The sequence below is a fragment of the Embleya sp. L77 genome, assembly GCF_055557415.1.
This window is the reverse complement of record NZ_CM145710.1, coordinates 763,332-788,235: the sequence shown is the minus strand read 5'-3', so window position 1 is coordinate 788,235 and position 24,904 is coordinate 763,332. Positions and strand designations below refer to the sequence as shown.

The window sequence follows — 24,904 nt, the reverse complement described above, 5'->3', positions numbered from 1 at the left end:
CCGGGCGTCATACCCGGGGCGGCCCGCTCGACGGGCCGGTCCGGGATGTTCCGGCCGCCGAACTCGTGTGCGGAGTGCGGGGATTCGCTCGCCTCGGGGCTCGGCGGCGTCGCGCGGCTCGACCAGGTGGGCGGGCGGGTCGCCCGATCGCACGCGGGCCACCCGCCGGCCGACCCACTCGTCCGCCCACCCGACCCCGCGCATCCAGCAGACGATCCGGCCACGACGACCCGGAGCAATCGGGTCCGCAACGACGAAGGAGCCAGCCCCCATGGCGCGAGACGACGAGGCCACCGACCGCCGCGGACGCACCGGGCGTTCGCCGATCCGCACCTGTCTGGCCACGGTCGTGCGCTCGGTCGAGGTGACGCCCAGAATGTTGCGACTGACGCTCGGCGGGGACGGGTTGCGCGGATTCGAGGGCGGCAGACAAGCCGACGAACGGGTCAAACTGTTCTTTCCGCCGAAGGGCGAGCCGATCCCGGTGCTGCCCGAATTCGGCCCGGACGGCCCTGTGTACCCGGCCGGCGCCACCCCGCCGCACGCACGCAACTACACCGTGCGACGATTCGACCCGACCGGCCCCGAACTCGACGTCGACTTCGTGATCCACGGCAGCGGCCGAGCCGTCGAATGGGCCCGGGAGGCCCGACCCGGTGCCGTACTGGGCATCGCCGGCCCCGCACTCGGGGAGCTCCCGCCCGCCGACGCCGGGCAGTTGCTGATCGCCGGCGACGAGACGGCACTGCCGGCCGTGGCCTCGATCCTGGAACGCCTCGCCCCCGGCACCCGCGCACACGTCTTCGTCGAGGTCGCCGACCGGCACGAGGAACAGCCCCCGCCACCGACGTGCGCATCCACTGGCTGCACCGCGACGGGGCGACCGGCCCCGACGAGGACCGACTGGCCGACGCGGTCTGCGCATTTCCCTGGCCCGACGGCACCGTGCACGCCTGGGTCGCCGGCGAGGCACTCACCGTCCGCACCATTCGCCGCTACCTGCGCAACGAACGCGGCCTGAGCCGGCGCACCCTGCACGCCGCCGGTTACTGGCGCCGCGGGAAAACGGTGGAGGAGTGGCTGGCGGAACCGGAGGACACGGACTGCTGAGGGCGGCCGGCCCCGGCCCGAAAACGACTCCGACCCAGGGGGTCAGGAAAACCGCGCGGTCGAGGCGTTACTCGTGTGACGCCAACGTGTGGAGGCTCGAGGTGACGCTGGTGGACGAGGCCGCGCCGCCGGCCACGGTCCGCGCGTGGACCACGCGGGAGGGCGAAGCCGTGCTGCGCGTACCGGCCGACCCGAGCGGAAAGCCGCTGCGCGTGCGCTTCGCGGGCGACGGCTACTACGGTCCGGCGGACACGACCGTGGGCCGAGGCCCGGGGCCGGGTCGCCCCGCCGCGCCGCGTGGGCGGCTCGGCGGGGCGCGAGTTCCGGTCGGCGGGTGCGCGCGGGGTCAGTGGGTCAGCAGTTCCACCGCCTTGTCGGTGGCCGGGTCGCGACCGGTCGAGATGTCCTCGGGGGTCGTCGGTATCCGGTGGTCCGCCGGAACGCCGATGCCCGAAATGATCTCGCGGTTGCCGCCCAGGATGTGGGTGGACGGCATGCCGATGACGGTGTTGTTGTCGTCGAGCAGATAGCCGTGCGCGTCCCCGGACGCCATGCCTCCCGTGCGGTCGCCGACGAGCGTGCCGATGCCGAAGTCCTTGACGGCGGAGGCGAACGCATCGCCCGCGGAGACGGTTTGGCCGTCCGTGAGCGTGACGAGCGGCAGATTCAGCAGCGGCACCGTGTCGTCGGTGCGGTAGGTGGGTTTGCAACGGTCCTTGACATCGCAGCTGTGGCCCCACACCTTGCCATGTACGAACGCGCCCAGCAGCGTGCCGACTTCGGCCGGATCGCCGCCGTGGTTGCCGCGCAGGTCGAGGATCACCCCGTTGACCGAGCCGGCCCGGCGGAAGTCGGCGATGGCCTGGAGAACCCGTCCGGCGATGCCGGGGGAGAACCCGGCCATCCGGACCTTGACGATGCCGCCCGGGAGCAGCGTCGCCTCCGGCCCGCCGCCCGGCCCCGGCCCACCTCCCGGTGCGGGACCACCCCCGGGTGCGGGACCACCACCGGGCGCGGGACCACCACCGGGTGCCGGACCGCCCCCGGGTGCCGGATCACCTCCGGTGGCGGGGTCGCCGCCGGGCGCCGGGCCGCCCCCGGGGCCGAGCTGCGCCGGTGTCATCTCCACCGTCCGGGTCCCGCCGTCGGCCGGCCGCCGAACGGTCAGTCGCACCGGAGCGGTCTGCGTGCGCAGCGGATACAACAGCGCGAAGATGCCGCCGTTGAGGACCCCGTTCGAGAACGCCGGTACGCCGTCCACCGCCACGACGAGGTCGCCCGGCCTGAGCCCGGCCAGTGCCGCCGGCGTTCCCGGTGTGACATCGTCCAGGTACACCGGCTCGGTGACGCCTTCGGTGGCGGTCGGGTTGTGCCCGCCGACCGGGAAGGTGCGGAACCCGAACCCGAACGACGCCTCCGATCCCCCGGGCGGCGCGAACAGCGTGCCGACGGCGGCATGATCGTCGTGCAAGGCCGCGACCATGCCGCGCACCGACGCGGTGAACAGCGCCTGGCGCAGCTCGGCGTCGTCCGCAAGAGTGTCCAGGATCTCCTGGTACCGCCGGGCGAACGCCCGCCAGTCCCGGGTCCGTTGCCCCGTCAACGCGGGCAGGACGGCATTCGCCCGATCCGAACCGCGCCGCCGCAGCTCCTTGGTGAAGGCGCCGAACGCGCCGACCAACAGGGTCCGCGAGTCCAGGATCGGCCCGCTGTAGGAGTTGTCGAAAATGCAGTGGTACGCCTGCTCCAGAGTGGTGAGAGTGGCCGCCCCGGGTGTCGGCGGGTGCTCCGGCGGCTTGTTGTCGTCCAACTGCACGCACGCGGGCGGCCGGTCGCGGTTCTTGCTCGCGCCACCGTCGGACGCGTTCGCGCCGGTGACCCCGATATTCACGGCCAGAGCCGTCACGACGACCACCGCGGCCCCCGCGCCGATCCTGCGGGACGCCGTGCCCGGTCGCCCGGTGCGGCGCGGGCGAGCACGCCGATCGCGGCCCGGTGCGACAGCCCCGGTGGTCGGTTTCTCCTCGGACATCCGTACTCCCGTTCAGACGATTCACGAGTGGGTGGAGGCGACGCGCCGAACCGGCGGGCCACAGTCACCAGTTCTACGGACGCACCGGTTGCGGGGCCGTGGCGCGCACTGTCACCTCCGTGCAACCCGCGGCCGGGCATCATGGGCGGTGGCGACCTCATCCGCGAAGGGACCATCGTGCGTGTGCTCGTGATCGACGACGACGAGGAACTTGCCGAGACGATCGCGCTCGGGTTGCGGCGCGAACACATGGCGGTCGACGTGGCCTTCGACGGCGCCGCCGGACTGGAACGCGCTCTGGTGACCACCTACGACGTGATCGTGCTCGACCGGGATCTGCCGCTCCTGCACGGCGACGACGTGTGCGCGGCCCTGATCGCGGCCGAACGCGGCAGCCGGGTCCTGATGCTGACCGCCGCCGGCTCGACCGAGGACCTGGTCGACGGCCTCGGCCGAGGCGCCGACGACTACCTCGGCAAACCCTTCGCCTTCGCCGAACTCATCGCCCGAATCCGGGCGTTGCTGCGCCGCGCCCATCCGGCGGTGCCGCCGGTGCTGGTCGGCGGCGGCGTCGTCCTCGACCCGGCCCGCCGACACGCGTCGCGCGGTGGGCGCAGCCTCGACCTGGGTCCCAAGGAGTTCGCGGTCCTGGAACTGTTGTTGGCCGCGCGGGGCCGGGTGGTGTCCGCCGAGGAACTGCTCGAACGCGTCTGGGACGAAGCGGCCGATCCGTTCACCACCGCCGTCAAGGTCACGGTCAGCCGGCTGCGCCGCAAACTCGGCGAACCGCGGATCATCCACACGGTCGCGCAGGCGGGCTACCGGGTCCGGGAGGACCCGTCGTGACCCGCCCGGCGTCGCCGCCACGCCGCCGGCAATCGGTGCGACTGCGGCTGACCGTCCTGTACGGGACACTCTTCCTGGTCTCCGGGATCGCCCTCCTGGCCATCACCTATCTGCTCGTGGCGCACGAATCGGGCCAAGCGCCGTTCTCCGAGCGGACCGTCCGCGGCGGAGACCACGCATCGCCCGGCGCCGGCCCGCCCCCGGCCGAGGGCGGGCTGCAACAGCGGGTCGACGCGCGCTCCACCGACCTGCTGCACCAACTCCTCACCCAGTCCGGCATCGCGGTGGCGATCATGACCGTGGTGTCGGTCGGACTCGGCTGGTTCACGGCCGGTCGCGTGCTGCGTCCACTGCGCACCATCATCGTCACCACGCGCGACATCTCGGCCGGCAGCCTGGACCGCCGCCTCGCGCTCCGCGGTCCCGACGACGAGCTCAAGGAACTCGGCGACACCATCGACGACTTGCTGTCCCGCCTCGAAGCCGCGTTCAGCGCACAGCGCTCCTTCGCGGCCAATGCCTCGCACGAACTGCGCACGCCGCTGACCCGAGCCCGCACCCTCGTCGAAGTCGGCCTCGCCGACCCACAACCGACCGTCGAATCACTGCGCCGGGTGTGCGAACGGGTCCTGATCGCCGGTCGCCACCAGGAACGCCTGATCGAAGCGCTGCTGACCCTCGCCCGCGGCGAACGGGGCGTCGAACGCTGGGAGCGCCTCGAACTCGACCGCATCACCCGCGACGCGCTTCGCAGCGCCGCGGTCCCCGACGGGGCGGCCACACCGACCCCGCGCCCGCGCATCCGCTCCCGGGTCGAGGCAGCGCCCATGTGGGGAGACGGTCGTCTGGTCGAACGGCTCGTGGCAAACCTGGTGGACAACGCCGTACGGCACAACGTGCCCGGCGGCGGCATCGAGGTGGCGACGTCGAGCACGCCTGCCGGCGGCGCGACGCTGACCGTGGCCAACACCGGCCCGATCATCCGTTCCGACGAGATCCCGGGCCTGCTGCGGCCGTTCCGGCGCCTCGGCCGCGACCGCACCGCCGCCCGCGACGGGCACGGCCTGGGCCTGGCCATCGTGCACGCCATCGTGACCTGCCACGGCGCCGAACTCGCCGTGACCCCTCGCCCCGAGGGTGGACTCACGGTGCGCGTGACATTTCCACCGGATCGTCCCGTCCCCCACGTGACGACCGAGAGCCCGGCCGCACACGGCATCCCGGTGGCCTGAGCGCGTGCAGCCGGACGGGGGCGGCCGTACGGCCGGTCCACGAATCGGGCGAACGGCGAGTGGACCAGGAGCACGCCGACCCGGGCCGGAGCGAAGGGGCGCTCCGGAAGAGCTTGCCTGTCGGCGTGGTGTCTTCCCAGGTGAGAGAACGTACAGCCGGCTTGCGCCGGACCCGCGGCGGCGGCTTCCCGGCCCCGGGTACTTGTCGTATCCGACGGAAGGGGTACCGGAGTCCTGGGTCTTTCGGACGAGGCGCACGGTGCGGTGCATTGCCTAGCGTCGGAGTCATGAAATCGGATGATTTTCCCCCACCCCATGGCCTCGAGACCCGGACGGCCGGGTACCGGCCCGGGCCGGGATCGCACCCGGCCCGCCGCCCGATGCCGGTCCTGCCGCCGTGGGGTACGACCACCACCGCGCCCGCGTGGACCACCACCCCCTCCGCGCCGCCGACGACCGGCGCCGCATCGCGTGGTGACCCGGTGTGTAGCCTGGCGCGCTCCGCGTACACATTGGACAGCACCGTGCCGGGCGGCTCCGGGGCGGATCTGCAGGCGTTCGACACGATGGTCCGCGGTGCGGACGTGGTCGGCGTGGGCGCGGCCACGTACGGTTCGAGCGAGTTGTGCACCGTCAAGCATCGGCTGTTCCGGCACCTGGTCGAAGGCCAGGGGTTCCGGAGCTTCGTCTTCGGGGCCTCCTGGGATGCCGGAGTCCGCCTGGACGCGTGGGTGCTGCGCGGCACCGGCCACCTGCGGACGATCATGGACGAGGAATTCCGAGCCGGCAGCGGCCAGTGGAACACCACCGAGACACGGGACCTGTTCCGGTGGATGCGCACCTGGAACGTGCGCCACCCGGAAAGCCCGGTCCGGGTGGCCGGGAACGGCGCCGACCACGCCGACTCCGCGCTGTCCGGTCCCACCGACGAAGCCGCGCTGCGCCACCGCGACCGGGGGCCGGCCGACACCACCCTGTGGTGGCAGCGCCACACCGGCACCAAGGTCTTCCTGTCCGCGCACAACAGCCAGGTCGCCGCCGGCCCCGCGCTGCTCGACCGGCGGCCCGCGACCCTGGGCCGATTCCTGCGCGAACAGCTCGGCTCCCGCTACGTCAACGTCGGATTCACCTTCGGCCAGGGGTCGTTCAACGCCATCGACGCGAACGCCCCCGGCACGCCCTGGCGTCGGTTCGACGTCGGCCCGGCGATGGCGCACGGCAGCGAGGACGTCCTGGAGCGGGTCTCCCGGCGCGATTGGTACCTCGACACCCGCACCGTGGCCGCCGGCACCGCCCGCGACTGGCTCGCCGCCGCCCGCCCCACCCGCACCATCGGCGCGTTCTGGCCCTGCGGCGAATACGAGAACACCCGCCTGCTCCCGACCCACGACATCATCATCCACCTGCACCACATCGGCCCGACCCACCGCCGCTGACCCTCGCGGTGAACGCGTCGGCGTGGTCGCGGGCGAAGTCCGCGATGCTGCGCGGCCGTCGGCCGGTGACGTCCTCGACATCGGTGGTGGTGAAATCTCCCCAGCCGGATGCGTAGGCCCGTGCGTACTCGGTCAGCATTCCCACGATCCAGGCCGGCACGCCGAACCCGAGGAGATGCGCCTCGCGTTCGTCGTCCGCGGTCGGGATGTAGCGGACGGGTGTGCCGAGTACCCGCTCGAATTGTCGCGCCACGTCGGCGAAGCCGATCGAGTGCGGCCCGGTGGGGGTGTAGATGCTCTCGTGGTGGTGGTTCGGGCCGTCGGTGAGTACCTTCGCGGCGAGTGCGGCGATGTCGCGTGCGTCGACCATGCCGAGGCGACCGTCCGCGGTGTTGAGCCGGAACGTGCCCTCGGTTGCGATGTCGTCGGCCTCGGCGAGCAGGTTCTGCATGAACCAGTGCGGGCGCAGGATGGTCCAGCCGAGTCCGGACCGTCGGACTTCGTGATCGGACAGCGCGTGCAGGCGTCCGCCGCGGGTCGGGGCGTCGTGGGCCGCGTCGACCGCCGACAGGCGCACCACACGCTCGACGTTCGCCTGGCGAGCCGCCCAGATGGCGTTCATGTTGTTCTCGGCTGCCCGTGGGCCGTTGGGGACCACCATCCAGAGGTCGTGGACACCTTCGAAGGTCGGGGGCAGGGAGCGTGGTTCGTCGAGGTCGCCGATGCGGACGTCGATGCCGCGCGCCCGCAGCGGTTCCGCCTTCGACGGGTCGCGGATCAGTGCCCGCAGCCGGAACCCGCAGTCATCGAGGGCCTCGATCAAGGCGCCGGACACGGTTCCGGTGGCTCCGGTGATCAGCAGGGTGCGGTCCAAGGTTCTGCGTCCTTCGTGGGGTGAGGAGTTGTCGTCGATCAGCGAACTGCGGTGCGGTTCCTGCGGATCAGGGCGCGTGCGGCGTCGGGGGTGAGTTGGGCGGCGGCGATCGACGCGAGGGCGAGTGCGAACCCGACACCCTGGAGCGGGGTGAGGGACTGATCCAGCACCAGCCAACCCAGGGCCGCGGCCACCGCCGGTGACAGCAGCGTGAGGAACGAGACGGCCGTGACCGGGAGTCGGCCCAGTCCCTGGAACCACAACGAATGCGCGAGCGCCGTGGCGACGAGGGCCAGCCAGGCGTATCCGCCGAGCGCGGTGGCGTCCGGTGCCGGCGGCAGTCCCTCGACGGCGAGCGCGACGGGGACGAGCAACAGACCGCCCGCGGTGAGCTGCCAGCCCGCGAAGGCCGGCGCCCCGACGCCCGGCGGACGCCCCCAGCGCTTGGTCAGCACGAGCCCGAGTGCCATCGAGGCGGCGCCGCCGAGGCCGGCCAGGATGCCGATCAGGTCGAACGAGACCCGGCCGCGGAGCACGATCAGGCCGACCCCGACCACGCCGGCCAAGCCCCAGCCGAGCTGCCATCGAGTGGGGCGTACATCCAGCAGCACGAGGGCGATTCCGGCGACCAGGAGGGGCTGTACGGCGCTGAGCGTGCCCGCGACACCGCCGGGGAGCCGGTAGGCCGCGACGAACAGCAAGGCGAACAGCGCTCCGATGTTCAGCGCGCCCAGCACGGCCGAGCGCCACCACCAGTCCCCGCGCGGCAGCGTCCGGGAGATCAGGAGCAGGAGCAGTCCCGCCGGAAGCGCTCGGATCACGCCGGCCCCCAGGGGAACGCCCGGAGGCAGGTATTCGGTGGTCACCAGGTAGGTGGTGCCCCAGGTCACCGGCGCCACGGCGGCAAGACCGGTGAACCCCCACATGTGCGCCGAATTCCCGGCGGCGCCGGTGGTGCCGGCGGCGCCGGTGACCTCATGAGTTTGGGCCATCGCCCGTCCTTTCAACGTTGAACTGTTCAACGTTGGCGACGGTAGTGCTGCTGTTAGCATCAGGTCAAACAGTTCAACGTTGAGGAGTGCCGTGCGGGACAACGTCGACTGGCGCCTGGATCAGTGGAGAGTCGAGCGACCCGACATCGACCCCGCGCCGATGGGCGTGGTCGGCCGGATCCAGCGCGCCTCCCGCATCCTGGACCGCGAACTGCACCACAACTTCGGCACCCACGGCCTGCAACTGTGGGAGTTCGACGTACTGGGCACGCTGCGCCGGGCCGGGCACCCCTTCCGGCTGACCACGGGCGCTCTCGTCGAGGCGTCCATGGTCACGTCCGGGGCGATCACCAACCGCATCGATCGCCTGGTAGCCAGAGGACTGGTGACCCGCGAGACCGATCCCACCAACCGACGCTGCGTCCTGGTCACGCTGACCGATCAGGGCCGCGAACTCGTCGACGAAATCCTCGTCGACCACGTCGACCGCGAAAAGGAACTCCTGACGCCGTTGAGCCCCACCGAGCAGGAACAGTTGGCCGGGCTCCTGCGCAAACTCCTGATCGGCCTCGGCGACGGAGCATCCGACCGGACGTAGGCCCCCGTCAAGAGCGTGCCGGCACGCGGATGGGATCCAGCCGACATCCGCGAACTCCCGTGCAACCCGGGGTGATCCTGCGGCGTGTCCATCCCCGAACGGGAGCCCACGCGCTCCGACGTGCCATCGGTTTCCGGAGTTGGAAGTTCATGCGTTCGTTTCGGCAATCCGCCATCAAGACCGTGCTCGGCCTCTCCTGCGCCGCACTGATTTCCCTGACCGCGGCGTGCAACGACGACGACTCGAAGGACAACGCCGCGGCCACGGCCCCCGCGGCCGCACCGTCCACCCAGACGACGCCCTCGGCTCAGGGCACGGCCGGCGCCGCGGGTGGATCGGCCGCCGTGCCGCCCACCGGAGGCACCAGGACGGGTACGTCCTCCGCTACCGGCGGCGGCACGGGCGACACCGGGGGCGCGGGCGGGAGCGCCCGGCAGTGCAGGGACAACGACCTGACCTATTCGGTCACCACCGAGAGTGTGGCGGGCGGCTACTTCCTGGTGAAGGCGACCGCGAACAGCGGCGTCACCTGCGTGCTGCCGGAGACGCACCCGGTCGTCACGTTCGGCTCCAAGGCGCAGGCGTCGCCCGCCGAACACTCGGTCGGCCCGAAGCTCACCCTGAGCGGCGGTTCGTCCGCCTACGCGGGGATCAACCCGAAGACGACGAACGACAACAACGAGATCCTGTTCGACTCCTTCCACATCGGCCTGACCGAAGGTGGCGCCGGGGTGAAGTTGACCCCGAGGGGCGGCGACACCGGCGTCGACAAGCCGATCGTCACCAACTGGCACACCGACAAGGCCGAGGCTGCGCCGGGCGACGGCGGCGGCCACTGACCCGACCCACGCCCGCATCCCGCGACACCCGGCGGCCCGCTCCGATACCCGGAACGGGCCGCCGGGTCGCCGGATGCAACGTCGGCGGATCGGCGTGATCAGCGCGCGAGCGGGCGTCCCGGGTCGATCCTCGCGTGATCGAACGCACGACTTCTCGGCGGTCGACCACGTTGCCCCGGGCGGGGCCACCGGCGGCGGCCCATGCGCATCGGGGAATCCTGGTTCCTGATCCGCTCCAGCCGCGCCGTCTCGTCCCGGTCGCCTCCGGAGCCGTACGGGCCGGTGAGCGGGACGGGATGGCGAAGCGGGTCGGACAGCGCGACGAGGAAGGGCAACTCCTCGTCCCGGCTGTCGGGTTCCTCGAACTCCATGCTCCAGCCCTTCACCACCAGAACCGGCCCCGACTGCCGACACCGGCCATAGTCGATCAGGCCGGACAGGTCTTCGATGGTGGGCACTCCCTTCGCGTCCGAGGGCAGACGCCCCCGGCGATACGCCTGCCGCTCACGAGCGGAAGCGCCCTCGTACTCCGGCACCTTCACGCTCCAGTAGGCGTGAATCGCCTGCCACAGCACCGATTCGGGTGCGGTGACCAGGCCGTCGGTCCAGTGCCGGCCACCGCCCACCTCGAAGTTCAGGAAGCCGCCGTCCCAACTGTTCGGCTTGATCTCGGCGATGCCACGGGCGCCGGAATCGTCGAACCCGAGCAGATGGTGCGGGACGTCGATGTAGAGGGCGAGGCCCTTGTCGACCGCGGCGCGCCCGAACGTGCGCCGCCCGACGGCGAGATGCCCTTCGAGCCGGTGAGCCAGGCTCGGACAGCCGGCCACCGCCTTCTCGTAGCCGGCGACCGTATCCGAACGCCCGGTCCGTTCGCCGTACAACTGAATGATCACGCGTGACTCCCCACCTCAGCGCGATAACCGACAGAAGTCAGCCAATCACTTTCAGCAAAGGCCCCACAGGTAGGTTTTGCGCCAAGCTCCGTGCTTCACCAGGTGATTCGGCCACGCATGGCCGGATGTCGATCCATCGACCGGCCCCGGGCTCACCCGATCACGTGTGCGGTACGGGCGTTGCCGGCATCGATCATTCGAATTCCTGGAGGCGTTGCAGCAGCGGTTCGGTCGCCGGACCGGTGTCCACGGCGGGGCCGGAGTCGGGGGTTGTCGAACTCGGCCGGGGCCAGGCGTCGAGCGCGTAGAGGATGTCGAAGTCGCAGAGGTCCATCCAGCCGATGGGGTGGCCGGGCTCGTGTTCGGCGTCGCCGAGCAGGACGGCCGCGGTGCCTTCGTGCGGGCGCAGGTCGACGGCATGGCGCACGGCAAGCACCCGGACCAGACCCGGAGAGAAGTCCGCCGTGGGTGTGAAGTCCCCGCGCAGGCGCCAGGTTTGCCCGGTCTCGGCGATCAGCCAGGGCGAATGGTCGGCGAGCCGCTCGCACGCCACGCGAGTGGCGGCCGCGCGGCTGAGGAGGTCGTCGGTCATGAAGGCGTCGATCCACGCGTTGACGAGGGCCCCGGCGGCCCGGCCGCCGAGGATCTGGTCGATGTGCTTGTCGTCGGGGTTCACGGAACTCTCCTGGGTCGACGGCCTTCGGGGAAGGCGCGGTGCGGACGGCGGTCGTGTGTGCGGGTGGACGGCGGATCCATGAACGTTGCGGCCGGCGGCGCCCGTTCGTCCGCCGATCGGCACCCGAACCGGCACAACACGAAGGACGACGAGACCCATACCGGCGAGGAATGTGATCCTGACGACGGCACGACACAGTGCGGCGATGGCCGCCTTGTGCGGGTCGCGGTCCGGGGGGGTGCGTGGGTGCCGGGTAAGTCGGCCCCTCAGCGAATACGAGTCCCGGATCCGTCCGGTTGCCTGTGCGGCGCTTCTTCTTTTCCCGGGGCCTGCTCGCCGCCGCGCTCAGCGTTCGGCCATGCGCGAGAGCCTGGCACCGGTCGCGGCAAGATCGGTAGCGGCGCACCGACGGCGCACACGAGCCTCCCGCAGCAATCGGGGAGCGCACCGGGGGAGGCGCCGACCGCGGGCGGCTTCGACCCGAATGAAAAATGTTCCATCCGGTAACCGAAAGGTTCGATCCTGCTACTCTTCGGCGCAGAATACGGAAGAGTTCCGGGGGAGGATTCCGATGGTCGAGGCAATGTCCGCGGACGGCAATAGCGAGACGGTGACGCTCGGTCCCGGTTGTTTCTGGTCCTTTGATGCGGTGGCGCGTCGGACCCCCGGGATCGCCTCGAGCGTCGCGGGTTACGCCGGGGACAGCGGTCCGCCGCCCGACTACGAGGCGTACGTACGCCACGGGCTCAACCCGCAGAAATTCGTCGAGGCAGTACAACTGACGTTCCGGCCGGACGAGATCTCCTTCGAAGAAGTATTGATCTTCTTCTTCCGGAGTCATGATCCGACCACGCCGAACCAGAGCGGCGCCGATCACGGCTCCATCTACCATTCGACGATCTTCTATGCCGACGAGGAACAACGGGCGCGTTCCGAGAAAGTCATGGATTCGGTACGGCGGCAACTCGGCCGGGATATCGTGACCGATCTGCGGCCGTACGGGCAGTTCATCGAGGCGGAATCCGACCAGCAGGACTTCTACAACAAGCACCGTTTCGAGCCGTACTGCCGAGCGGTCATCGAACCGAGACTCCGCACGCTGGGGCTCGAAGCCGACTGAGCCCGAACCGGCCGCCGCGGCCGAGGATGCCGGCGGCGGCCCGTTCCCGATCGCCGGGTTCGGTCGCCGGTTCGCCGGTCGCCGGTCGAGGCCCTTGCGACGCCTTGCCGTGGCTCAGTACCATGTCACATCCTACAAAGGAGTCGTCATGTCCACGAGGACGTCGAGATGAGCCCCGAACCCGTGATCATCGACACCGTCGACTACCACACCGCCGGCGAACCCTTCCGGATCGTCTCCCGTGGGCTGCCGGTCATCGCCGGCGACACCGTCGCCGAACGCCGCGCGATCGCCCTCGGCACGGGCGGTACCGCCACCGCCCCGCGTCCGGGTCCGCTCGACGACATCCGCCGACTGCTCACCCACGAACCGCGCGGACACAGCGGCATGTACGGGGGCTTCGTCGTACCCGCGGACGACAACGAGGCACACCTGGGAGTGCTCTTCTGGCACAAGGACGGCTACTCCACCGCCTGCGGCCACGGCACCATCGCACTCGGCGCGTGGGCCGTGGACTCGGGGCTGGTCGCGGCGCCCGCGGACGGTCCGGCACGGGTGTACATCGACGTCCCCTCCGGCCGGGTCACCGCCATCGTGCACCGCCGCGCCGGCCGTACCGGCTCGGTGACCTTCCGCAACGTGCCCACGGCCGTCGCGGCCAGGAAGATCCCGGTGGCCACCTCCCGCGGCGTCGTGCACGTGGACCTCGCCCACTCCGGCGCGTGCTACGCCTCCGTCTCCGCGACCTCGCTCGGCCTCGTCGTCAGCCCGGACCGACTCCCCGAAATCACCGCGATCGGCCGGGAGATCCGCGCCGCGCTCGCGGACGAACCCGCCACCCGGCACCCCGACGACCCGCGACTCTCCGGCGTCTACGGCGTGATCCTGTACGAGGAACTCCCCGCCGGCCCGGCAGGTCCCCACCAGCGCAACGTCACCGTGTTCGCGGACGGACAGATCGACCGATCCCCCTGCGGCTCGGGAACCTCCGCCCGACTCGCCCTGCTGGCGGACAGCGGACTGATCGGACCGAACGACGAACTGCGCCATGAATCCATCATCGGCACGGTCTTCACCGGCCGGGTCGTCGCCACCCGCCCCGCCGGGGTGATCACCGAGGTCACCGGCACGGCCCATCGCACCGGCGAACACCGCTTCATCCTCGATGCCGAGGACACCCTCAAAACGGGATTCCTCCTGTGACGGCGGAGCAACTCCCCACGATCGCGGTCGCGTTGACGCCGATCGAGGCCGTCGGGACGATCGAGCAGACGCTGCTCACCGGGCTGGATCCCGAAGGCGCCCCACCCCGGTCGAGCGTCGCCGTACCCGCCGGCGAACTCCTGCTGATGCCCGCGGCCGGAGCGTCGCACGTGGGCGTCAAGATCGCCGGAGTGGCCGCCGGCAACCCGGCCAGGGGCCTGCCCCGGATCACCGGCAGCTACCTGCTGCTGGACGGACCCACCCTCCGGCCGCTGGCCCTGTTCGACGGCGCCGCGCTCACCGCCCTGCGCACCCCCGCCGTCACCGCCGTCGCCATGCGTCGCCTCGCCGTTCCGGACGCCGCGCACCTGGTCCTGTTCGGCACCGGACCGCAGGCGTACGGGCACCTGGCCGCGATGCTCGCCATCCGTCCGCTGACCCGGCTCACCGTGGTCGCCCGCAGCCCCGCTCCGGCCCGGGCACTGGTCGAGCACGCCCGCTCCCTGGGCCTCGCGGCGACGACCGGGACGCCGGACGCCGTGGCCGACGCCGACGTCGTGGTGTGCGCCACCACGGCCCGCACCCCGCTGTTCGACGGCACCCTGGTGCCCGCCCACGCGGCCGTGGCGGCGGTCGGCTCGCACGAACCGACCGCGCGGGAAGTGGACACCGCGCTGGTACGTCGCTCCGCCGTGTACGTCGAGGCCCGCACCGCGGCAGCCCGGGAGGCCGGCGACCTGCTCGTCGCCGGGTGGGACGAGACCTTCGAGGGGGGCTCCGGGCCGACCAACCTCGCGGAACTGGTGCACGAAAGCGCGGGCGTTCCCGCCGGCCGGCCACGCCTGTTCAAGAGCGTGGGCATGTCCTGGCAGGACCTGGCCGTCGCGGTCGAGCTCTATCGCCGCAGCGAGGTCGACGCCGACTCGCCGACGGCTCCGGCGCAGCGCTTGTCGATGCCGGGCCGAGTCGATTCGGTCGCCCCGGCCGGCCACTGAACCCGCGGTGTCCGGATGGGCGGGCTCCCTCAGCGTCCCGGCGCGTCCGCGTCCGCGTCGCAAGCGGGTTGCCCCGCGGCAGGCCCGGGTCCGGGGTCGGGTGTGCCGGGAGGCGGTGTCGGCCCGTGGACCGCCGGCGGCGCGGCCGGCTGCGGAACGACGGTTTCCGGTGCCGAAGGCCCCGGGACGGCGCCGAAGTTGCGGGCCCGGCCGGTGTACGTGGCGATGGCCTGCCACAGGTCGCGGCGGTCGACGTCGGGCCAGCGGGTGTCGCTGAAGTGCAGTTCGGCGTATGCGGCGTGCCAGGGCAGCAGGTTCGAGGTGCGTTGTTCGCCGCCGGTGCGCCACAGCAGGTCGACGTCCGGCAGGTCGGGCAGGGCCAGGTGGGCGGCGAACGTGCGCTCGGAGATGTGCGCCGGGTCGATCCGGCCCGCGGCGGCGGCTCGGGCCAAGGAGGCGGCGGCCCGGGTGAGTTCGATCCGGCCGCCGTAGTTGATGCACAGGGTCAGGGTCAGGCCGGTGCGGTTGCCGGTGACGTGTTCCAGGCGGACCAGCTTTTCCAGGATGTCCTGCGGCAACCCTTCGGTGGAACCGGCCCAGCGGGCGCGGATGTCGTGGTCGAGGACGGTCTCCTCGACCATGTTCTCGCGCACGAGCGCGAGCAGGCCGTCGATCTCCTCGGGTCGGCGGCGCCAGTTCTCGGTGGAGAAGGCGTAGAGCGTCAGGTGGCGCAGGCCGACCTCCAAGGCGCCGTGGACGACGTCCTGCATCGATTCCCCACCCGCGCGATGGCCCTCCGTGCGGGGGAGGCCCCGGTCGGTGGCCCAGCGGCCGTTGCCGTCCATCACGACGGCCACGTGCCCCGGGAGTCGGTGCGCGGGCCAGGCCGGCGGGCGGGCGCCGGAGGGATGCGGCCGGGCGGGCGCGGGAGTGTCGGAGCGGGGGGTCGGCAGCAGGCCGGCCAGGGTCGGCGGACGCGCGGTCGTGCCGTCGCGTCCGGACCGGGCGGGGGCGATCGGGGTGAGGAACGTCCACGCGACGTGGGCCTTCAGCCGGGCCGGGACGAAGATGCGCCAGGTCGCCGGGCGGGGCAGGCGGGGCCTGCGGCGCAGCAGGTCGATCCCGGCGCGTTCGATGCGATCCAGGCGCAGCCGGCCGATGTCGGACACCGCGCGGGCCACCACCGCGAGCGCGGGCGGCAGTTCGCGGAACAGGTCGGGTTGGGCGAGCCCGAGCCGGGCCCGTGCGGCCAGCCGGCCGATCAGGGCCTCGACGGGTGCGACCGGTGTGCCGCTCGGGTGGCGGCTCCGGGGCGCGTCCCGTGCGGCGCTCGCGAGATCCGCTGCGGTGAGGGCATGTTCGTCGAGCACCTCCATGGGCAGCGTGATCCGGCCCTGGGCGAGATCCTCGGCGAGGTCTTCGAGGTTGTCGATGATGGCGAGCGCGTCCACCCACTGCCGGGCGGCTTCCAGGTAGCGCAGCCGCAGCGGCAGATACAGGCCCGCGGCGGCCAACAGCGCCGCGCCCTGGGCGAAGAAGGAGGTGTTGACGGCCTGGGAATAGGCGCTCCATGCCTGCCAGGTGGGGTGGGTACGGCCGTCGATGTCCGCACGGGTCGCGGCGAAGGCCGCGGAGAGGCCGTCGGTCGGCAGGTCCCAGGTGCGCATCGTGTGTACCAGGGCCCGGCGTACCGGGTCGGTGCCCGCGCCGTCGCGCAGGTCGTCGTGGAACGCGGTGGTCCAGGCGTCGAACAGCGCCTTCCGCCCGCCGGGATCACCCGTGTCGGCGATGTCGTCCAGCACGCGGCCGGTCGCGTAGATCGCCCACAGCGCCGGTCGTAACGCCGGTGGCATCAGCTGCGCCGTTCGGTACTCCGTACCGCCCGCCCTGCGGATCGCGGTGCGGCACGCCTCGTAGGCTTCGACGAGATGCGGGTCGTCGATCGCGGCCGCGCGGTAGACGGAGCGGGGACGCGGCATGGGACTCCTCGGCCGGACGTGACGGGATCCGCCGGGCGGCGGGCATCTTGGCGCGGGACGGCACACTCCTCGGGGAGACCACGCGGATCCCACCCGGAGCCGGGCAACACCCCTGCCACGACGCGGCGTTGGCGCGTGGCCCGGACACGGGAAGAGACAACCGGCCGGCGGCGCGCGGTGTCACGCGAATGGCTCGAAAATGCCTCGTAGGAGTGACGCGGAGTGGGCCGAACGGGTGACGGTCGGGGGTGTAAGGCTCCCGCCGACGGCCCAGATGCGTCCGGGACGTGGTTCGTCGCCGGGTCGGGTCAGGGTCGCCGGGGGTGGACAGGACGCACTCTGTGCCGCGCCATCGCGGACCGCCTTCGGGGGCGGACCGGGCCGCGACGCCGCGGACCGCCTCGCCCGGCGCAGCCGTTCGCCGGGCGAGGCGGTCCGATGTACCTGGGCCGCCTACGGGTGGTCGGTCAGAAGGGGCGACCACCCGCACGCGGCGTTTCGAGTCCGTTGATCCGGATGACGTGGTAGCCGCTCGCGATGACCACGAACGGGTGTGCGACCGTGGCGGGCTCGGCGCTCAGGCGCAGGGCGCCTTCGGTGCCGACGTCCAGGACCGGGCCGTTGTCGATGATGGCGCTCCAGGTGCGGGGCAGGATTTCGCCGTCGATGGGCCAGTCGAAGAGGTCGAGTGCGACCTCGACCTCGGTGTCGTGGCCGGGGATCGTGAGGTGTCCCTTGGCGTGGTGGATCTCCATCGTCCGAGTCTGCGTCGCTCCGCCCGATTCCGCCGGTCAGGCTTGCGCCGAGTTGCGATCGACGGACGAGAGCGGTGGGGCGATGTCTTCCAGGGAACGGCCTTCGGCGTTGATGGCGAGGAATGCGGCGACGATGCCTGCGCCGAGCATGAGGCTGGCGCCGATGCAGAAGGCGAGGACGGTGTCGGCGACGTCGCCGGACTTGGTCAGGTCGGAAAAGACCAGGGGGCCGGAGATGCCGCCCGCCGCGGTGCCGACGGCGTAGAACAGCGCGATGGCCGAGGCGCGGGCCTCCATCGGGAAGATCTCGGAGACGGTCAGGTAGGCGCTGCTGGCGCCGGTGGAGGCGAGGAACAGTACGACGCACCAACACGCGGTCAACGTGGTCGCGTTCAGGTGGCCCGCGCCGAACAGCCAGGCGGTGGCGAAGAGGGCGACGGCGCTGCCGATGTAGGTCGAGGTGATCATCACGCGTCGACCGATCGAGTCGAACAGCGGGCCGAGCAGCAGCGGGCCGAGCAGGTTGCCGACGGCGATGACGGCGAAGTAGTACCCGGTGCGGTTGCTCGGCACGTCGTAGAAGGTCTCCAGGATCGACGCGAAACCGAAGGTGATGGCGTTGTAGAGGAAGGCCTGTCCGATGAACAACGACAGGCTCAGGACCGAACGGCGCGGATGTTCGCGCACGACGCTGCGGGCGATGGCGCCCAGGCCGGTGGCCTTGCTCGGGTCGATGGTCAGTTCGCCGTGCGGTTCGGGCAGCGTACGGCGGTCGCCGGTGCCTTTCGCGGTTTCGGCCACCACCTCCCGCTCGACGTCGGCGACCAGTTTTTCGGCCTCGTCGCCGCGGCCGTGCAGGTAGAGCCAGCGCGGGGATTCGGGGACGTGCCTGCGGACCAGCAGGATGACCAGACCGAGCACGACGCCGAGGGCGAAGGTCAGCCGCCAGCCGAGATCGGCGGGGAAGAACGCGGTATTGAGCATCAGCACGGACAGCAGGGCGCCGCCGGCGGCCCCGGCCCAGTAGGTGCCGTTGACGGCCAGGTCGACCCGGCCTCGGTAGCGGGCCGGCATCAGTTCGTCGATGGCGGAATTGATCGCCGCGTACTCGCCGCCGATGCCCAGGCCGGTGAGGAAGCGGAACAGGAAGAACATCCAGGCCTGGACGGACAGTGCGGTCAGCGCGGTGCCGGCGAGGTAGACGGCGAGGGTGACCATGAACAACTTCTTGCGCCCGAACCGGTCCGTCAGCCATGCGAAGAGCAGTGCGCCCACACACGCCCCCGCGACGTACAGCGCGGCGCCGGGCCCGGTGACCTGAGCCGCCGTGATGTCGAGGCCGCTGTCCGGCTCGGACAGCCGGCCGGCGACGTTGCCGACCACGGTCACTTCGAGACCGTCGAGGATCCAGACGGTGCCGAGACCGATCAGGATCCGCCAGTGCCACGGTGACCACGGCAATCGGTCCAGGCGAGCCGGGACGTCGGTGCTGAAGGTCGTGGGCTCGGCCGGTGTGTTGCTGCCTGGGGTCGTCGCGGTGGGCATGGCGGGGGTCCTCCGATCAGGTCGCTTTCCCGGCTGCCCGAGCAACGGCTCGGGAAACCCCTTTCCTGATCGGTACGTTGCCGCCGCGCCGGCCGAATCGTACGGTCGGGTTCGTCAGCGGTGACCGGGCTGACGGTCGGTGACGGGCCGTCGGGGTGCGGGGGCGGCCGTGGCGCCTGTGCCGAGCTGTGCGGGGGCGGCGGCAGGTGTGGTCCGGGGGCGGGACCAGCGGCGCATGATCGGGAGTTCGTAGTAGCGGTACACCGCCAGGGACACGGCGATGGAGAGCGTGGTCAGGGCCGTGATGATCGCGATGCCGGGCAGCGCGGCGAAGGTCCGTTCCACGCCGAGCATGTGGCGCACGGTCAGCATGAGCGGGTAATGGGTCAGGTAGAGGGCGAAGGATGCCTCGCCCAGGGCGATGAGGTACGGGTGGTGCATCAGGCGGGCGCGGCCGCGGAGGTCGGCCAGGGTGAGGGCGGCGATGATCAGGGCGAGTGGGGCGGCCATGGCCATGCCCAGGGTGTACTGGGCGGGCAGGCACGGCAGGAGCACCAAGACGGCCACCGCGGGGGCGGCGACCTGCACCCGGTTCAGGTGCGGCCAACGGCCGGTCCGCACCAGGCGGGCGGTGAGGATCCCCAGGGCGAATTCCGACAGCCGCACCGGTGGGCAGAGGTAGACGAACCACATGCTGTTCGCGTTGATGGGCAGCCAGTCGTACAGCGGCGGCCCCGGCACGAGGGTGGCGACCAGCGGCATCAGGAGCGTCGCCGCGGCGAGCGCCGCCCAGCAACTGCCCAGCCGTCGCCCGGGGATCCTCGACACCGCGGCCAGGAGAGTGGGGAAGACGGCGTAGAAGAAGGCTTCACAGGAGATCGACCAGCTCGGGGCGTTGAAGCTGAAGAAGAAGTCCGGGTCCGGGATCCAGCTCTGCAGCAGGAACAGGTCCGCCACCGCGGCGCCGGTACTGTCGCCGTCGGCGAGCACGGTGGCCGGTGTGGCGACGATGACGCCGAAGAAGGCGACGGCCAGGGCCCAGGCGAGGACGTGGTTGGGGGCGATCTTCCAGAAGCGCCGGCGCCAGAACGCCCGATGTGTTTCTCCCGGCGCGTGGGCCCAGGTCAGGACGAATCCGGAGAGCACGAAGAAGCCGCTGACCGCGCCGGTGGCGATCGGTTCCAGCAGTGCCGGCGGGCTGTCCGGTCCGATGTCGAAGATGCCCGAGATGAGGGTGAGATGACACAGCACCACGGCGAGGGCGAGGACGAACCGCAGGCTGGTCAGCGACGGAAGACGGGCGGGGAGGACCTGGTCGGACACGGGCTGATCTCCTTGGCCGGGGATGGCCGGCGCTTCGGGGAGGCGTAACGGGGGGTGCGCCTGCGCACCTCGGGCCGGCGGAGCGCGCCGGGGCCCAGCGCGGCCGGGCCCACCGGGGAGAACGCGCGAAGGCGACGGTGCCGGGCGGCTTCCGGCGATCGTCAGCGGACGTCGCCCCGTCCGGCCGGGTCGGTGGTGTGCACGGGCAGGCTGTGCAGGTGCCGCAGACCGCCGCGATGCCAGGACAGCTCGGCCGGGTCGGCGGCCGGGGTGAGTTGCGGCAGGCGGGTGAACAGTCGGGTCAGCGCGATGCGGGTCTGGGCGCGGCCCCGGGCGGCGCCGAGGCAGTAGTGCGCGCCGTGCCCGAAGGAGAGGTGGCCGCGGGGTGTGGGGCGGGCGGGGCAGACCTCGGTGGGCTGCGGCCAGCGCCGCGCGTCGAGGTTGGCGTGCAGGAAGGACGCCACCACCACGTCGCCGGCCTCGATGCGGGTGCCGTCCAGGACCAGCGGCTCGCGGGCCATGCGCCAGGCGCTGTGGTGGAACGGTGCGGACAGGCGCAGCAGTTCCTCCACCACCGCGTCGGTGCGCGCGGCGTCGCCGGACCGGAGCGCGGCCCGTACCTCGGGTCGCTGCATGGCGATCAGGGCGGCGGTGGGGATGACGGTGGTGAGCGACTCCACCATGCCGACGAGCAACAGTCCCACCATCGCGGCGGTCTGCGGGCCGGTCAGACGTCCTTCGTCGCGGGCGGTCAGCAGCGCCCGGGCGGCATTGTCCCGCCGTGTCCTGCGGGCGGTGGCCACGATCTGCACGACCCGCAGGACGAAGGTCTGGTTCGCGGCCCGGCCCTGCGGGGTGTCGGGGTGGTCGGCCAGGCCCGCGGCCGTGGTGGCGCGCACGACGGCCGTCGCCCGCTCCGGGGTGAGCCCGAGCATGGCGGCGACGCCCGCGGCGGCCAGTGGCACCGCGAGGTCGGCGACCAGGTCGGCCTGCGGCCGCTGGGCCAGGGCCTCGACCAAGTCCGCGGTACGGGCTTCCAGTTCGGCCTCGTCGAGCCCGGCTCCGGTGGCCTGGAAGTAGGGGCTGACGATCCGGCGCATCCGGCGGTGCTCGGCGCCGTCGCGCGCCAGGAGTTGGGGCTGGGTGGACAGGAAGCTCTCGGGGTAGCGGGCGTGCGGCAGCCCGTGCGGCGTTCCGGTGGGGAGGGTGCCCACCATGGTCATGTCGTTGACCAGCCGCGGGTCGGTGAGCATGGCCTGGACGGCCGCGTGCCCCGTCACCGCCCATGCCGGCAGCCCACCGGCCAGACGCACCGCCAGCACACCGGGCCGGGCCGCCTGCGCCGGGTACCGCTCGGCGAAGTCCTGCGCGGGCACCGCCGGGCAGTACAGCGACGGGGCATGCGACCAGGGCGCAGACAACGACTCTTGCAAGATCATGGATCTCCGAACCATCGGGAGATGGCGGCCCGACGGGCCGCCACCGACGGGTCGAAGCGTATGAGCGGGGTTTTTGGGAACGAAATTGATAAGTCGTACAAGTAGCCCAGGTGGTGGGTCCGCGACCCGTGCCGACCGGGCTTGCCCGGAGCACTCGTTCCGGGCTCGCCCGTGCCGCTCGGCGTGGACCCGGTGTCCGGGGCCGGTTCGGCTACTCGGTGTCCGTCGCGTTCCGGCTGCCGCCGGCCTGGTCGTTGTCCTTGAGGGTGCCCCAGCCGTGCCAGCGGTCGATCCGGACCCAGGCGCTGACTCGACCCCGCTCCCGCTGCGGGTACTCCTGGTCGGTGTAGTGACGGGCCAGTCGGTCGATGTCGACCATGTCCTTGTCGTCGCGGATCTCGTCGATGTGGCCGATGATGCTGAGGTGGGTGTACCAGTTCCCGGTGTCGAGCACGGTGAGGGAGACGCGGGGATCGTTGCGGATGTGGTTCAGCCGTTTGCGTCCCTCGTCCATGTTGAGCAGGATGCGTCCCTCGTCCCACAGGTACCAGGTCGCCGTGGAGACGGGCTGCCCGTCGGCCCGGAGCGTCGTCACGACTGCGGGATTGGGCTGTCGCAACATCGCGATCGCCTTTTCGGGCAGCGGCGGCTTCGACATGTGTCCTCCTCGTCGGTGTCCGGCCGCGGTGGGTTCTTCACGGCAGTTCGCCGCACCGGACCGCAGCAAAGACACTACCTGCGGGTCATGGGATTCCGGGGGTGCCGCACGCGGGATCGGGATCAGCTCGCGACGACGTTGCCGTTGGCGTCGAAGACGACCGTCGACCAGTGCTTGTCCCACTTGTCGTCGAGATAGCGGGGCACCTTGCCCTCGGGATAGCGCACCCAGCCCGGGTCCGGCGCCCGGCCGTCGGGCACGCACGCCCGGCCGGTGCTGCTGCCGACGGCCTTGACCGGATATTCGCCGGAACTGCAGACGCGCTCACGCATCGAGCACCCGGCCGTCATGACGCACGCGAGCGCCGTCATCCCGACGAGGGGGACGACGACGCGGAGGCCGCGGCTCGCGACGACGGCGCTCGGCACTCGGCGGGGTGTGCTCACGATCCACACGATCCGCCCACTCCCTTCCGTCGTTCGGTCGTTCCGTCGACGCCTGCCCCCCGGGCGTCGCGCACACACCTTCCGATGCGGGGTCATGCCGGCGTCGAGCCGGGTCGCGACCACTCCCTTGCCGCCGGTGGCCACGGCGAGGATGCGGCGCGTGTCGCAGCGAACGATCACGGTGGAAAGACCGGGGCGGCCTGCGATCGTCGCCCTGCACGAAGATCCACCGCCGCATCCGTACGCGTCGCCGACGCCCGACCGGGACCGCCTTCGAGGTGACCGGGGCCGTTCGGCTGGACAGGTATCCGGGTATGGCTCCCTCTCAGCGGTATCTCGACGACATGTCGGCCGAACTCGACGCGATGGTGGCTCTGTTGGGCGACATGGTGACCTGTGAATCCCCGTCCGAGGACCCTGCGGCCCTGGACCGGTGCGCGGAACTGCTCGCCACGGTCGGCGCGCGGTTTCTCGGACGCGAACCCGAGCGGGTCGTCCTGGGCGGCGTCACGAACCTGGTCTGGCGTCCGCGGGGGAGCGGCCCGTTGCTGCTCGGGCACTACGACACCGTGTGGCCGATGGGTACCCTCGCCGAATTGCCCTTCTCGACGCGGGACGGTGTCGCACGCGGCCCGGGCGTGTTCGACATGAAGGCCGGCATCGTGCAGATGTTGTACGCGGCCCGGATCTCCATCGCGCGTGATCGCGTCGGACTGCTCCTGACCGGCGACGAGGAGACCGGATCGATCAACTCCCGTGCCCTGGTCGAGGAACTCGCCGCCAAGTCCGGCGCCGTGCTGGTGGGCGAACCGAGCGGGGACGGGGGCGCGGTCAAGGTCGCCCGCAAGGGCGTGGCCCGTTTCCGGGTGGCGGTTCGCGGCCGGGCCGCGCACGCCGGCCTCGAACCGGAACTCGGCGTGAACGCGACCGTGGAACTCGCCCACCAGGTACTCGCGATGTTGTCGGCGGAGCGCATCGACCTGGGCACCACGGTCACCCCCACCGTCGCCACGTCCGGATCCACCATCAACACCGTGCCCGAGACGGCGACGCTCGACATCGACGTTCGCGGCTGGAGTCGGGCCGAACTCGACCGTGTCGCACGGCACATGCACGGTCTGCGGGCCACCCTGCCGCAGGCCGAGCTGTCCGTGACCGGCGGCGTCAATCGTTACCCGCTCGAAGAGGCGATGTCTGCCGAACTGCTCGCCCACGTACGGGCCGCGGCCCGCGAGATCGGCATCCCCGAACCGGAGTCGGTCCGTTCCGGCGGCGGCTCGGACGGCAACCTCACCGCCGCGATCGGCGTGCCCACCCTCTGCGGAATGGGTGCCGTGGGAGGCCATCCGCACGCCCGCAACGAATTCGTCGACATCACGACCATGCCCGCCCGCACGGCACTTCTGGCGGCGACGCTGGACCGACTCGGCGGCGAGGAGTAGCCCGGCCACGCCCGCGCGTCGGTCCGCCGGCTCCGTCGGGAGCGCCGCGCCGGTCCGGCCGGCCCCACGGGGGGAGGGTCGGCCGGATCCGGCGCGGGTCCGTCGTCGCGGGCCGGGAGAGCCGGCGTGTCCGCGACGACGGGACACGTCCGGTACGGACCGGACGTGGGTCGGGTGGTTCAGCGGGTGCCCGGCCGACGCGGCTCGTTTCGCTCGGAGTTCGTGAGCACGTCGGTGGATCCTCTCGGTGTCGGGCTGATCCCATGGTCCCAGGCATCGCTTCCGGCGCGCGTCGCCCTGCGGGCTGAGCGAGGGCGTCGGCCGGTCGGCCGACTCGGGCTACCGCAGGAGGAGACGAAACCGGTCGTGCCCGGCGCAGACCGGTACGCGAGTACCGGGACCCCTCCGTCCTCGCCCGGTCGCGAGAGCAGGCGGCAGCGGGGAACGCCCTGCGGCAGACGGGCCGAA

At 71.8% G+C, this 24,904-nt stretch carries 21 protein-coding genes and 1 pseudogene; 10 read left to right on the top strand and 12 right to left on the bottom strand.

Features of this window, described 5'->3' with window-relative positions:
• Positions 1-271: 271 nt before the first annotated feature.
• Positions 272-1,110 (top strand): annotated as a pseudogene (locus tag ACZOOI_RS33565) (siderophore-interacting protein).
• 346 nt (positions 1,111-1,456) lie between these two features.
• Here the strand turns inward: ACZOOI_RS33565 and ACZOOI_RS33560 are convergent.
• On the bottom strand, positions 1,457-3,016 hold the full coding sequence (locus ACZOOI_RS33560) for a S41 family peptidase (RefSeq protein ID WP_465283329.1): 1,560 nt from the start codon (positions 3,014-3,016) through the stop codon (positions 1,457-1,459).
• 303 nt (positions 3,017-3,319) lie between these two features.
• Here ACZOOI_RS33560 and ACZOOI_RS33555 point away from each other — a divergent pair, with 303 nt between their 5' ends.
• From ACZOOI_RS33555 to ACZOOI_RS33545, 3 genes are all read left to right on the top strand, one after another.
• Positions 3,320-3,988: a response regulator transcription factor gene (locus ACZOOI_RS33555; RefSeq protein WP_465283328.1), complete on the top strand. Its 669-nt coding sequence runs from the start codon at positions 3,320-3,322 to the stop codon at positions 3,986-3,988.
• Positions 3,985-5,220, top strand: a complete 1,236-nt coding sequence (locus tag ACZOOI_RS33550; RefSeq protein ID WP_465283327.1) for a sensor histidine kinase — start codon at positions 3,985-3,987, stop codon at positions 5,218-5,220. The genes ACZOOI_RS33555 and ACZOOI_RS33550 overlap by 4 nt, the downstream gene beginning before the upstream one ends.
• A 287-nt stretch (positions 5,221-5,507) precedes the next feature.
• Entirely contained in the window at positions 5,508-6,656 is a 1,149-nt protein-coding gene (locus ACZOOI_RS33545; protein WP_465283326.1) for an erythromycin esterase family protein, read from the top strand.
• Here ACZOOI_RS33545 and ACZOOI_RS33540 read toward each other — a convergent pair.
• Positions 6,616-7,530, bottom strand: coding sequence for an SDR family oxidoreductase (locus tag ACZOOI_RS33540; protein ID WP_465283325.1), 915 nt, complete (start codon positions 7,528-7,530; stop codon positions 6,616-6,618). The two genes, ACZOOI_RS33545 and ACZOOI_RS33540, sit on opposite strands and share 41 nt — an antisense overlap.
• A gap of 38 nt (positions 7,531-7,568) precedes the next feature.
• Positions 7,569-8,522: an EamA family transporter gene (locus ACZOOI_RS33535; RefSeq protein WP_465283324.1), complete on the bottom strand. Its 954-nt coding sequence runs from the start codon at positions 8,520-8,522 to the stop codon at positions 7,569-7,571.
• A 91-nt stretch (positions 8,523-8,613) separates the two neighbouring features.
• Here ACZOOI_RS33535 and ACZOOI_RS33530 point away from each other — a divergent pair, with 91 nt between their 5' ends.
• Both ACZOOI_RS33530 and ACZOOI_RS33525 read left to right on the top strand, forming a co-directional pair.
• A complete protein-coding gene (locus ACZOOI_RS33530) occupies positions 8,614-9,120 on the top strand; it encodes a MarR family winged helix-turn-helix transcriptional regulator (RefSeq protein WP_465283323.1) in 507 nt (168 codons plus the stop codon).
• 149 nt (positions 9,121-9,269) lie between these two features.
• Complete coding sequence (locus ACZOOI_RS33525) at positions 9,270-9,959, top strand: DUF4232 domain-containing protein (protein ID WP_465283322.1); 690 nt, start codon at positions 9,270-9,272, stop codon at positions 9,957-9,959.
• Positions 9,960-10,057: 98 nt separating this feature from the next.
• Here the strand turns inward: ACZOOI_RS33525 and ACZOOI_RS33520 are convergent, their stop codons facing one another.
• Together ACZOOI_RS33520 and ACZOOI_RS33515 are read right to left on the bottom strand one after the other, a co-directional pair.
• A complete protein-coding gene (locus tag ACZOOI_RS33520; RefSeq protein ID WP_465283321.1) occupies positions 10,058-10,855 on the bottom strand; it encodes a hypothetical protein in 798 nt (265 codons plus the stop codon).
• A 193-nt stretch (positions 10,856-11,048) separates the two neighbouring features.
• The gene (locus tag ACZOOI_RS33515) at positions 11,049-11,531 is read right to left on the bottom strand and encodes a hypothetical protein (protein ID WP_465283320.1); all 483 of its coding nucleotides are present in this window, start codon (positions 11,529-11,531) and stop codon (positions 11,049-11,051) included.
• Positions 11,532-12,102: 571 nt separating this feature from the next.
• On the opposite strand from ACZOOI_RS33515, the gene msrA reads away from it, so the two are divergent.
• The 3 genes from msrA (at position 12,103) to ACZOOI_RS33500 (ending at position 14,849) form a co-directional block, all read left to right on the top strand.
• On the top strand, positions 12,103-12,651 hold the full coding sequence (gene msrA / locus ACZOOI_RS33510) for a peptide-methionine (S)-S-oxide reductase MsrA (protein ID WP_465283319.1): 549 nt from the start codon (positions 12,103-12,105) through the stop codon (positions 12,649-12,651).
• Between the two features lie 168 nt (positions 12,652-12,819).
• The gene (locus ACZOOI_RS33505; RefSeq protein ID WP_465283318.1) at positions 12,820-13,854 is read left to right on the top strand and encodes a proline racemase family protein; all 1,035 of its coding nucleotides are present in this window, start codon (positions 12,820-12,822) and stop codon (positions 13,852-13,854) included.
• On the top strand, positions 13,851-14,849 hold the full coding sequence (locus ACZOOI_RS33500; protein WP_465283317.1) for an ornithine cyclodeaminase family protein: 999 nt from the start codon (positions 13,851-13,853) through the stop codon (positions 14,847-14,849). Before ACZOOI_RS33505 ends, ACZOOI_RS33500 begins: the two co-directional genes overlap by 4 nt.
• Positions 14,850-14,878: 29 nt before the next feature.
• On the opposite strand, the gene uppS is transcribed toward ACZOOI_RS33500, so the two are convergent.
• The 7 genes from uppS to ACZOOI_RS33465 form a co-directional block, all read right to left on the bottom strand.
• Entirely contained in the window at positions 14,879-16,828 is a 1,950-nt protein-coding gene (uppS, locus tag ACZOOI_RS33495) for a polyprenyl diphosphate synthase (RefSeq protein ID WP_465283316.1), read from the bottom strand.
• A gap of 467 nt (positions 16,829-17,295) precedes the next feature.
• Positions 17,296-17,583, bottom strand: coding sequence for a hypothetical protein (locus tag ACZOOI_RS33490; RefSeq protein WP_465283315.1), 288 nt, complete (start codon positions 17,581-17,583; stop codon positions 17,296-17,298).
• 36 nt (positions 17,584-17,619) lie between these two features.
• Entirely contained in the window at positions 17,620-19,128 is a 1,509-nt protein-coding gene (locus ACZOOI_RS33485) for an MFS transporter (protein WP_465283314.1), read from the bottom strand.
• A 114-nt stretch (positions 19,129-19,242) separates the two neighbouring features.
• On the bottom strand, positions 19,243-20,451 hold the full coding sequence (locus ACZOOI_RS33480; RefSeq protein WP_465283313.1) for an acyltransferase family protein: 1,209 nt from the start codon (positions 20,449-20,451) through the stop codon (positions 19,243-19,245).
• 161 nt (positions 20,452-20,612) lie between these two features.
• Positions 20,613-21,890 carry a cytochrome P450 gene (locus ACZOOI_RS33475; protein ID WP_465283312.1) on the bottom strand — a complete coding sequence of 426 codons (1,278 nt, stop codon included), beginning with the start codon at positions 21,888-21,890 and terminating at the stop codon, positions 20,613-20,615.
• Between the two features lie 211 nt (positions 21,891-22,101).
• Complete coding sequence (locus ACZOOI_RS33470; protein ID WP_465283311.1) at positions 22,102-22,548, bottom strand: PPOX class F420-dependent oxidoreductase; 447 nt, start codon at positions 22,546-22,548, stop codon at positions 22,102-22,104.
• Between the two features lie 122 nt (positions 22,549-22,670).
• Positions 22,671-22,994: an SCO0607 family lipoprotein gene (locus ACZOOI_RS33465; RefSeq protein WP_465283310.1), complete on the bottom strand. Its 324-nt coding sequence runs from the start codon at positions 22,992-22,994 to the stop codon at positions 22,671-22,673.
• Positions 22,995-23,308: 314 nt separating this feature from the next.
• Here ACZOOI_RS33465 and ACZOOI_RS33460 point away from each other — a divergent pair, with 314 nt between their 5' ends.
• Positions 23,309-24,436 carry a M20 family metallopeptidase gene (locus ACZOOI_RS33460; RefSeq protein ID WP_465283309.1) on the top strand — a complete coding sequence of 376 codons (1,128 nt, stop codon included), beginning with the start codon at positions 23,309-23,311 and terminating at the stop codon, positions 24,434-24,436.
• The last annotated feature ends 468 nt before the right edge of the window (positions 24,437-24,904 follow it).

Coding starts and splice junctions, on each gene's coding strand:
- uppS (WP_465283316.1), bottom strand. CDS start 16,828: ATGCCGCGTCCCCGCTCCGTCTACCGCGCGGCCGCGATCGACGACCCG.
- ACZOOI_RS33475 (WP_465283312.1), bottom strand. CDS start 21,890: ATGATCTTGCAAGAGTCGTTGTCTGCGCCCTGGTCGCATGCCCCGTCG.
- ACZOOI_RS33535 (WP_465283324.1), bottom strand. CDS start 8,522: ATGGCCCAAACTCATGAGGTCACCGGCGCCGCCGGCACCACCGGCGCC.
- ACZOOI_RS33490 (WP_465283315.1), bottom strand. CDS start 17,583: ATGGAGATCCACCACGCCAAGGGACACCTCACGATCCCCGGCCACGAC.
- ACZOOI_RS33505 (WP_465283318.1), top strand. CDS start 12,820: ATGAGCCCCGAACCCGTGATCATCGACACCGTCGACTACCACACCGCC.
- msrA (WP_465283319.1), top strand. CDS start 12,103: ATGGTCGAGGCAATGTCCGCGGACGGCAATAGCGAGACGGTGACGCTC.
- ACZOOI_RS33470 (WP_465283311.1), bottom strand. CDS start 22,548: ATGTCGAAGCCGCCGCTGCCCGAAAAGGCGATCGCGATGTTGCGACAG.
- ACZOOI_RS33485 (WP_465283314.1), bottom strand. CDS start 19,128: ATGCCCACCGCGACGACCCCAGGCAGCAACACACCGGCCGAGCCCACG.
- ACZOOI_RS33525 (WP_465283322.1), top strand. CDS start 9,270: ATGCGTTCGTTTCGGCAATCCGCCATCAAGACCGTGCTCGGCCTCTCC.
- ACZOOI_RS33460 (WP_465283309.1), top strand. CDS start 23,309: ATGGCTCCCTCTCAGCGGTATCTCGACGACATGTCGGCCGAACTCGAC.
- ACZOOI_RS33545 (WP_465283326.1), top strand. CDS start 5,508: ATGAAATCGGATGATTTTCCCCCACCCCATGGCCTCGAGACCCGGACG.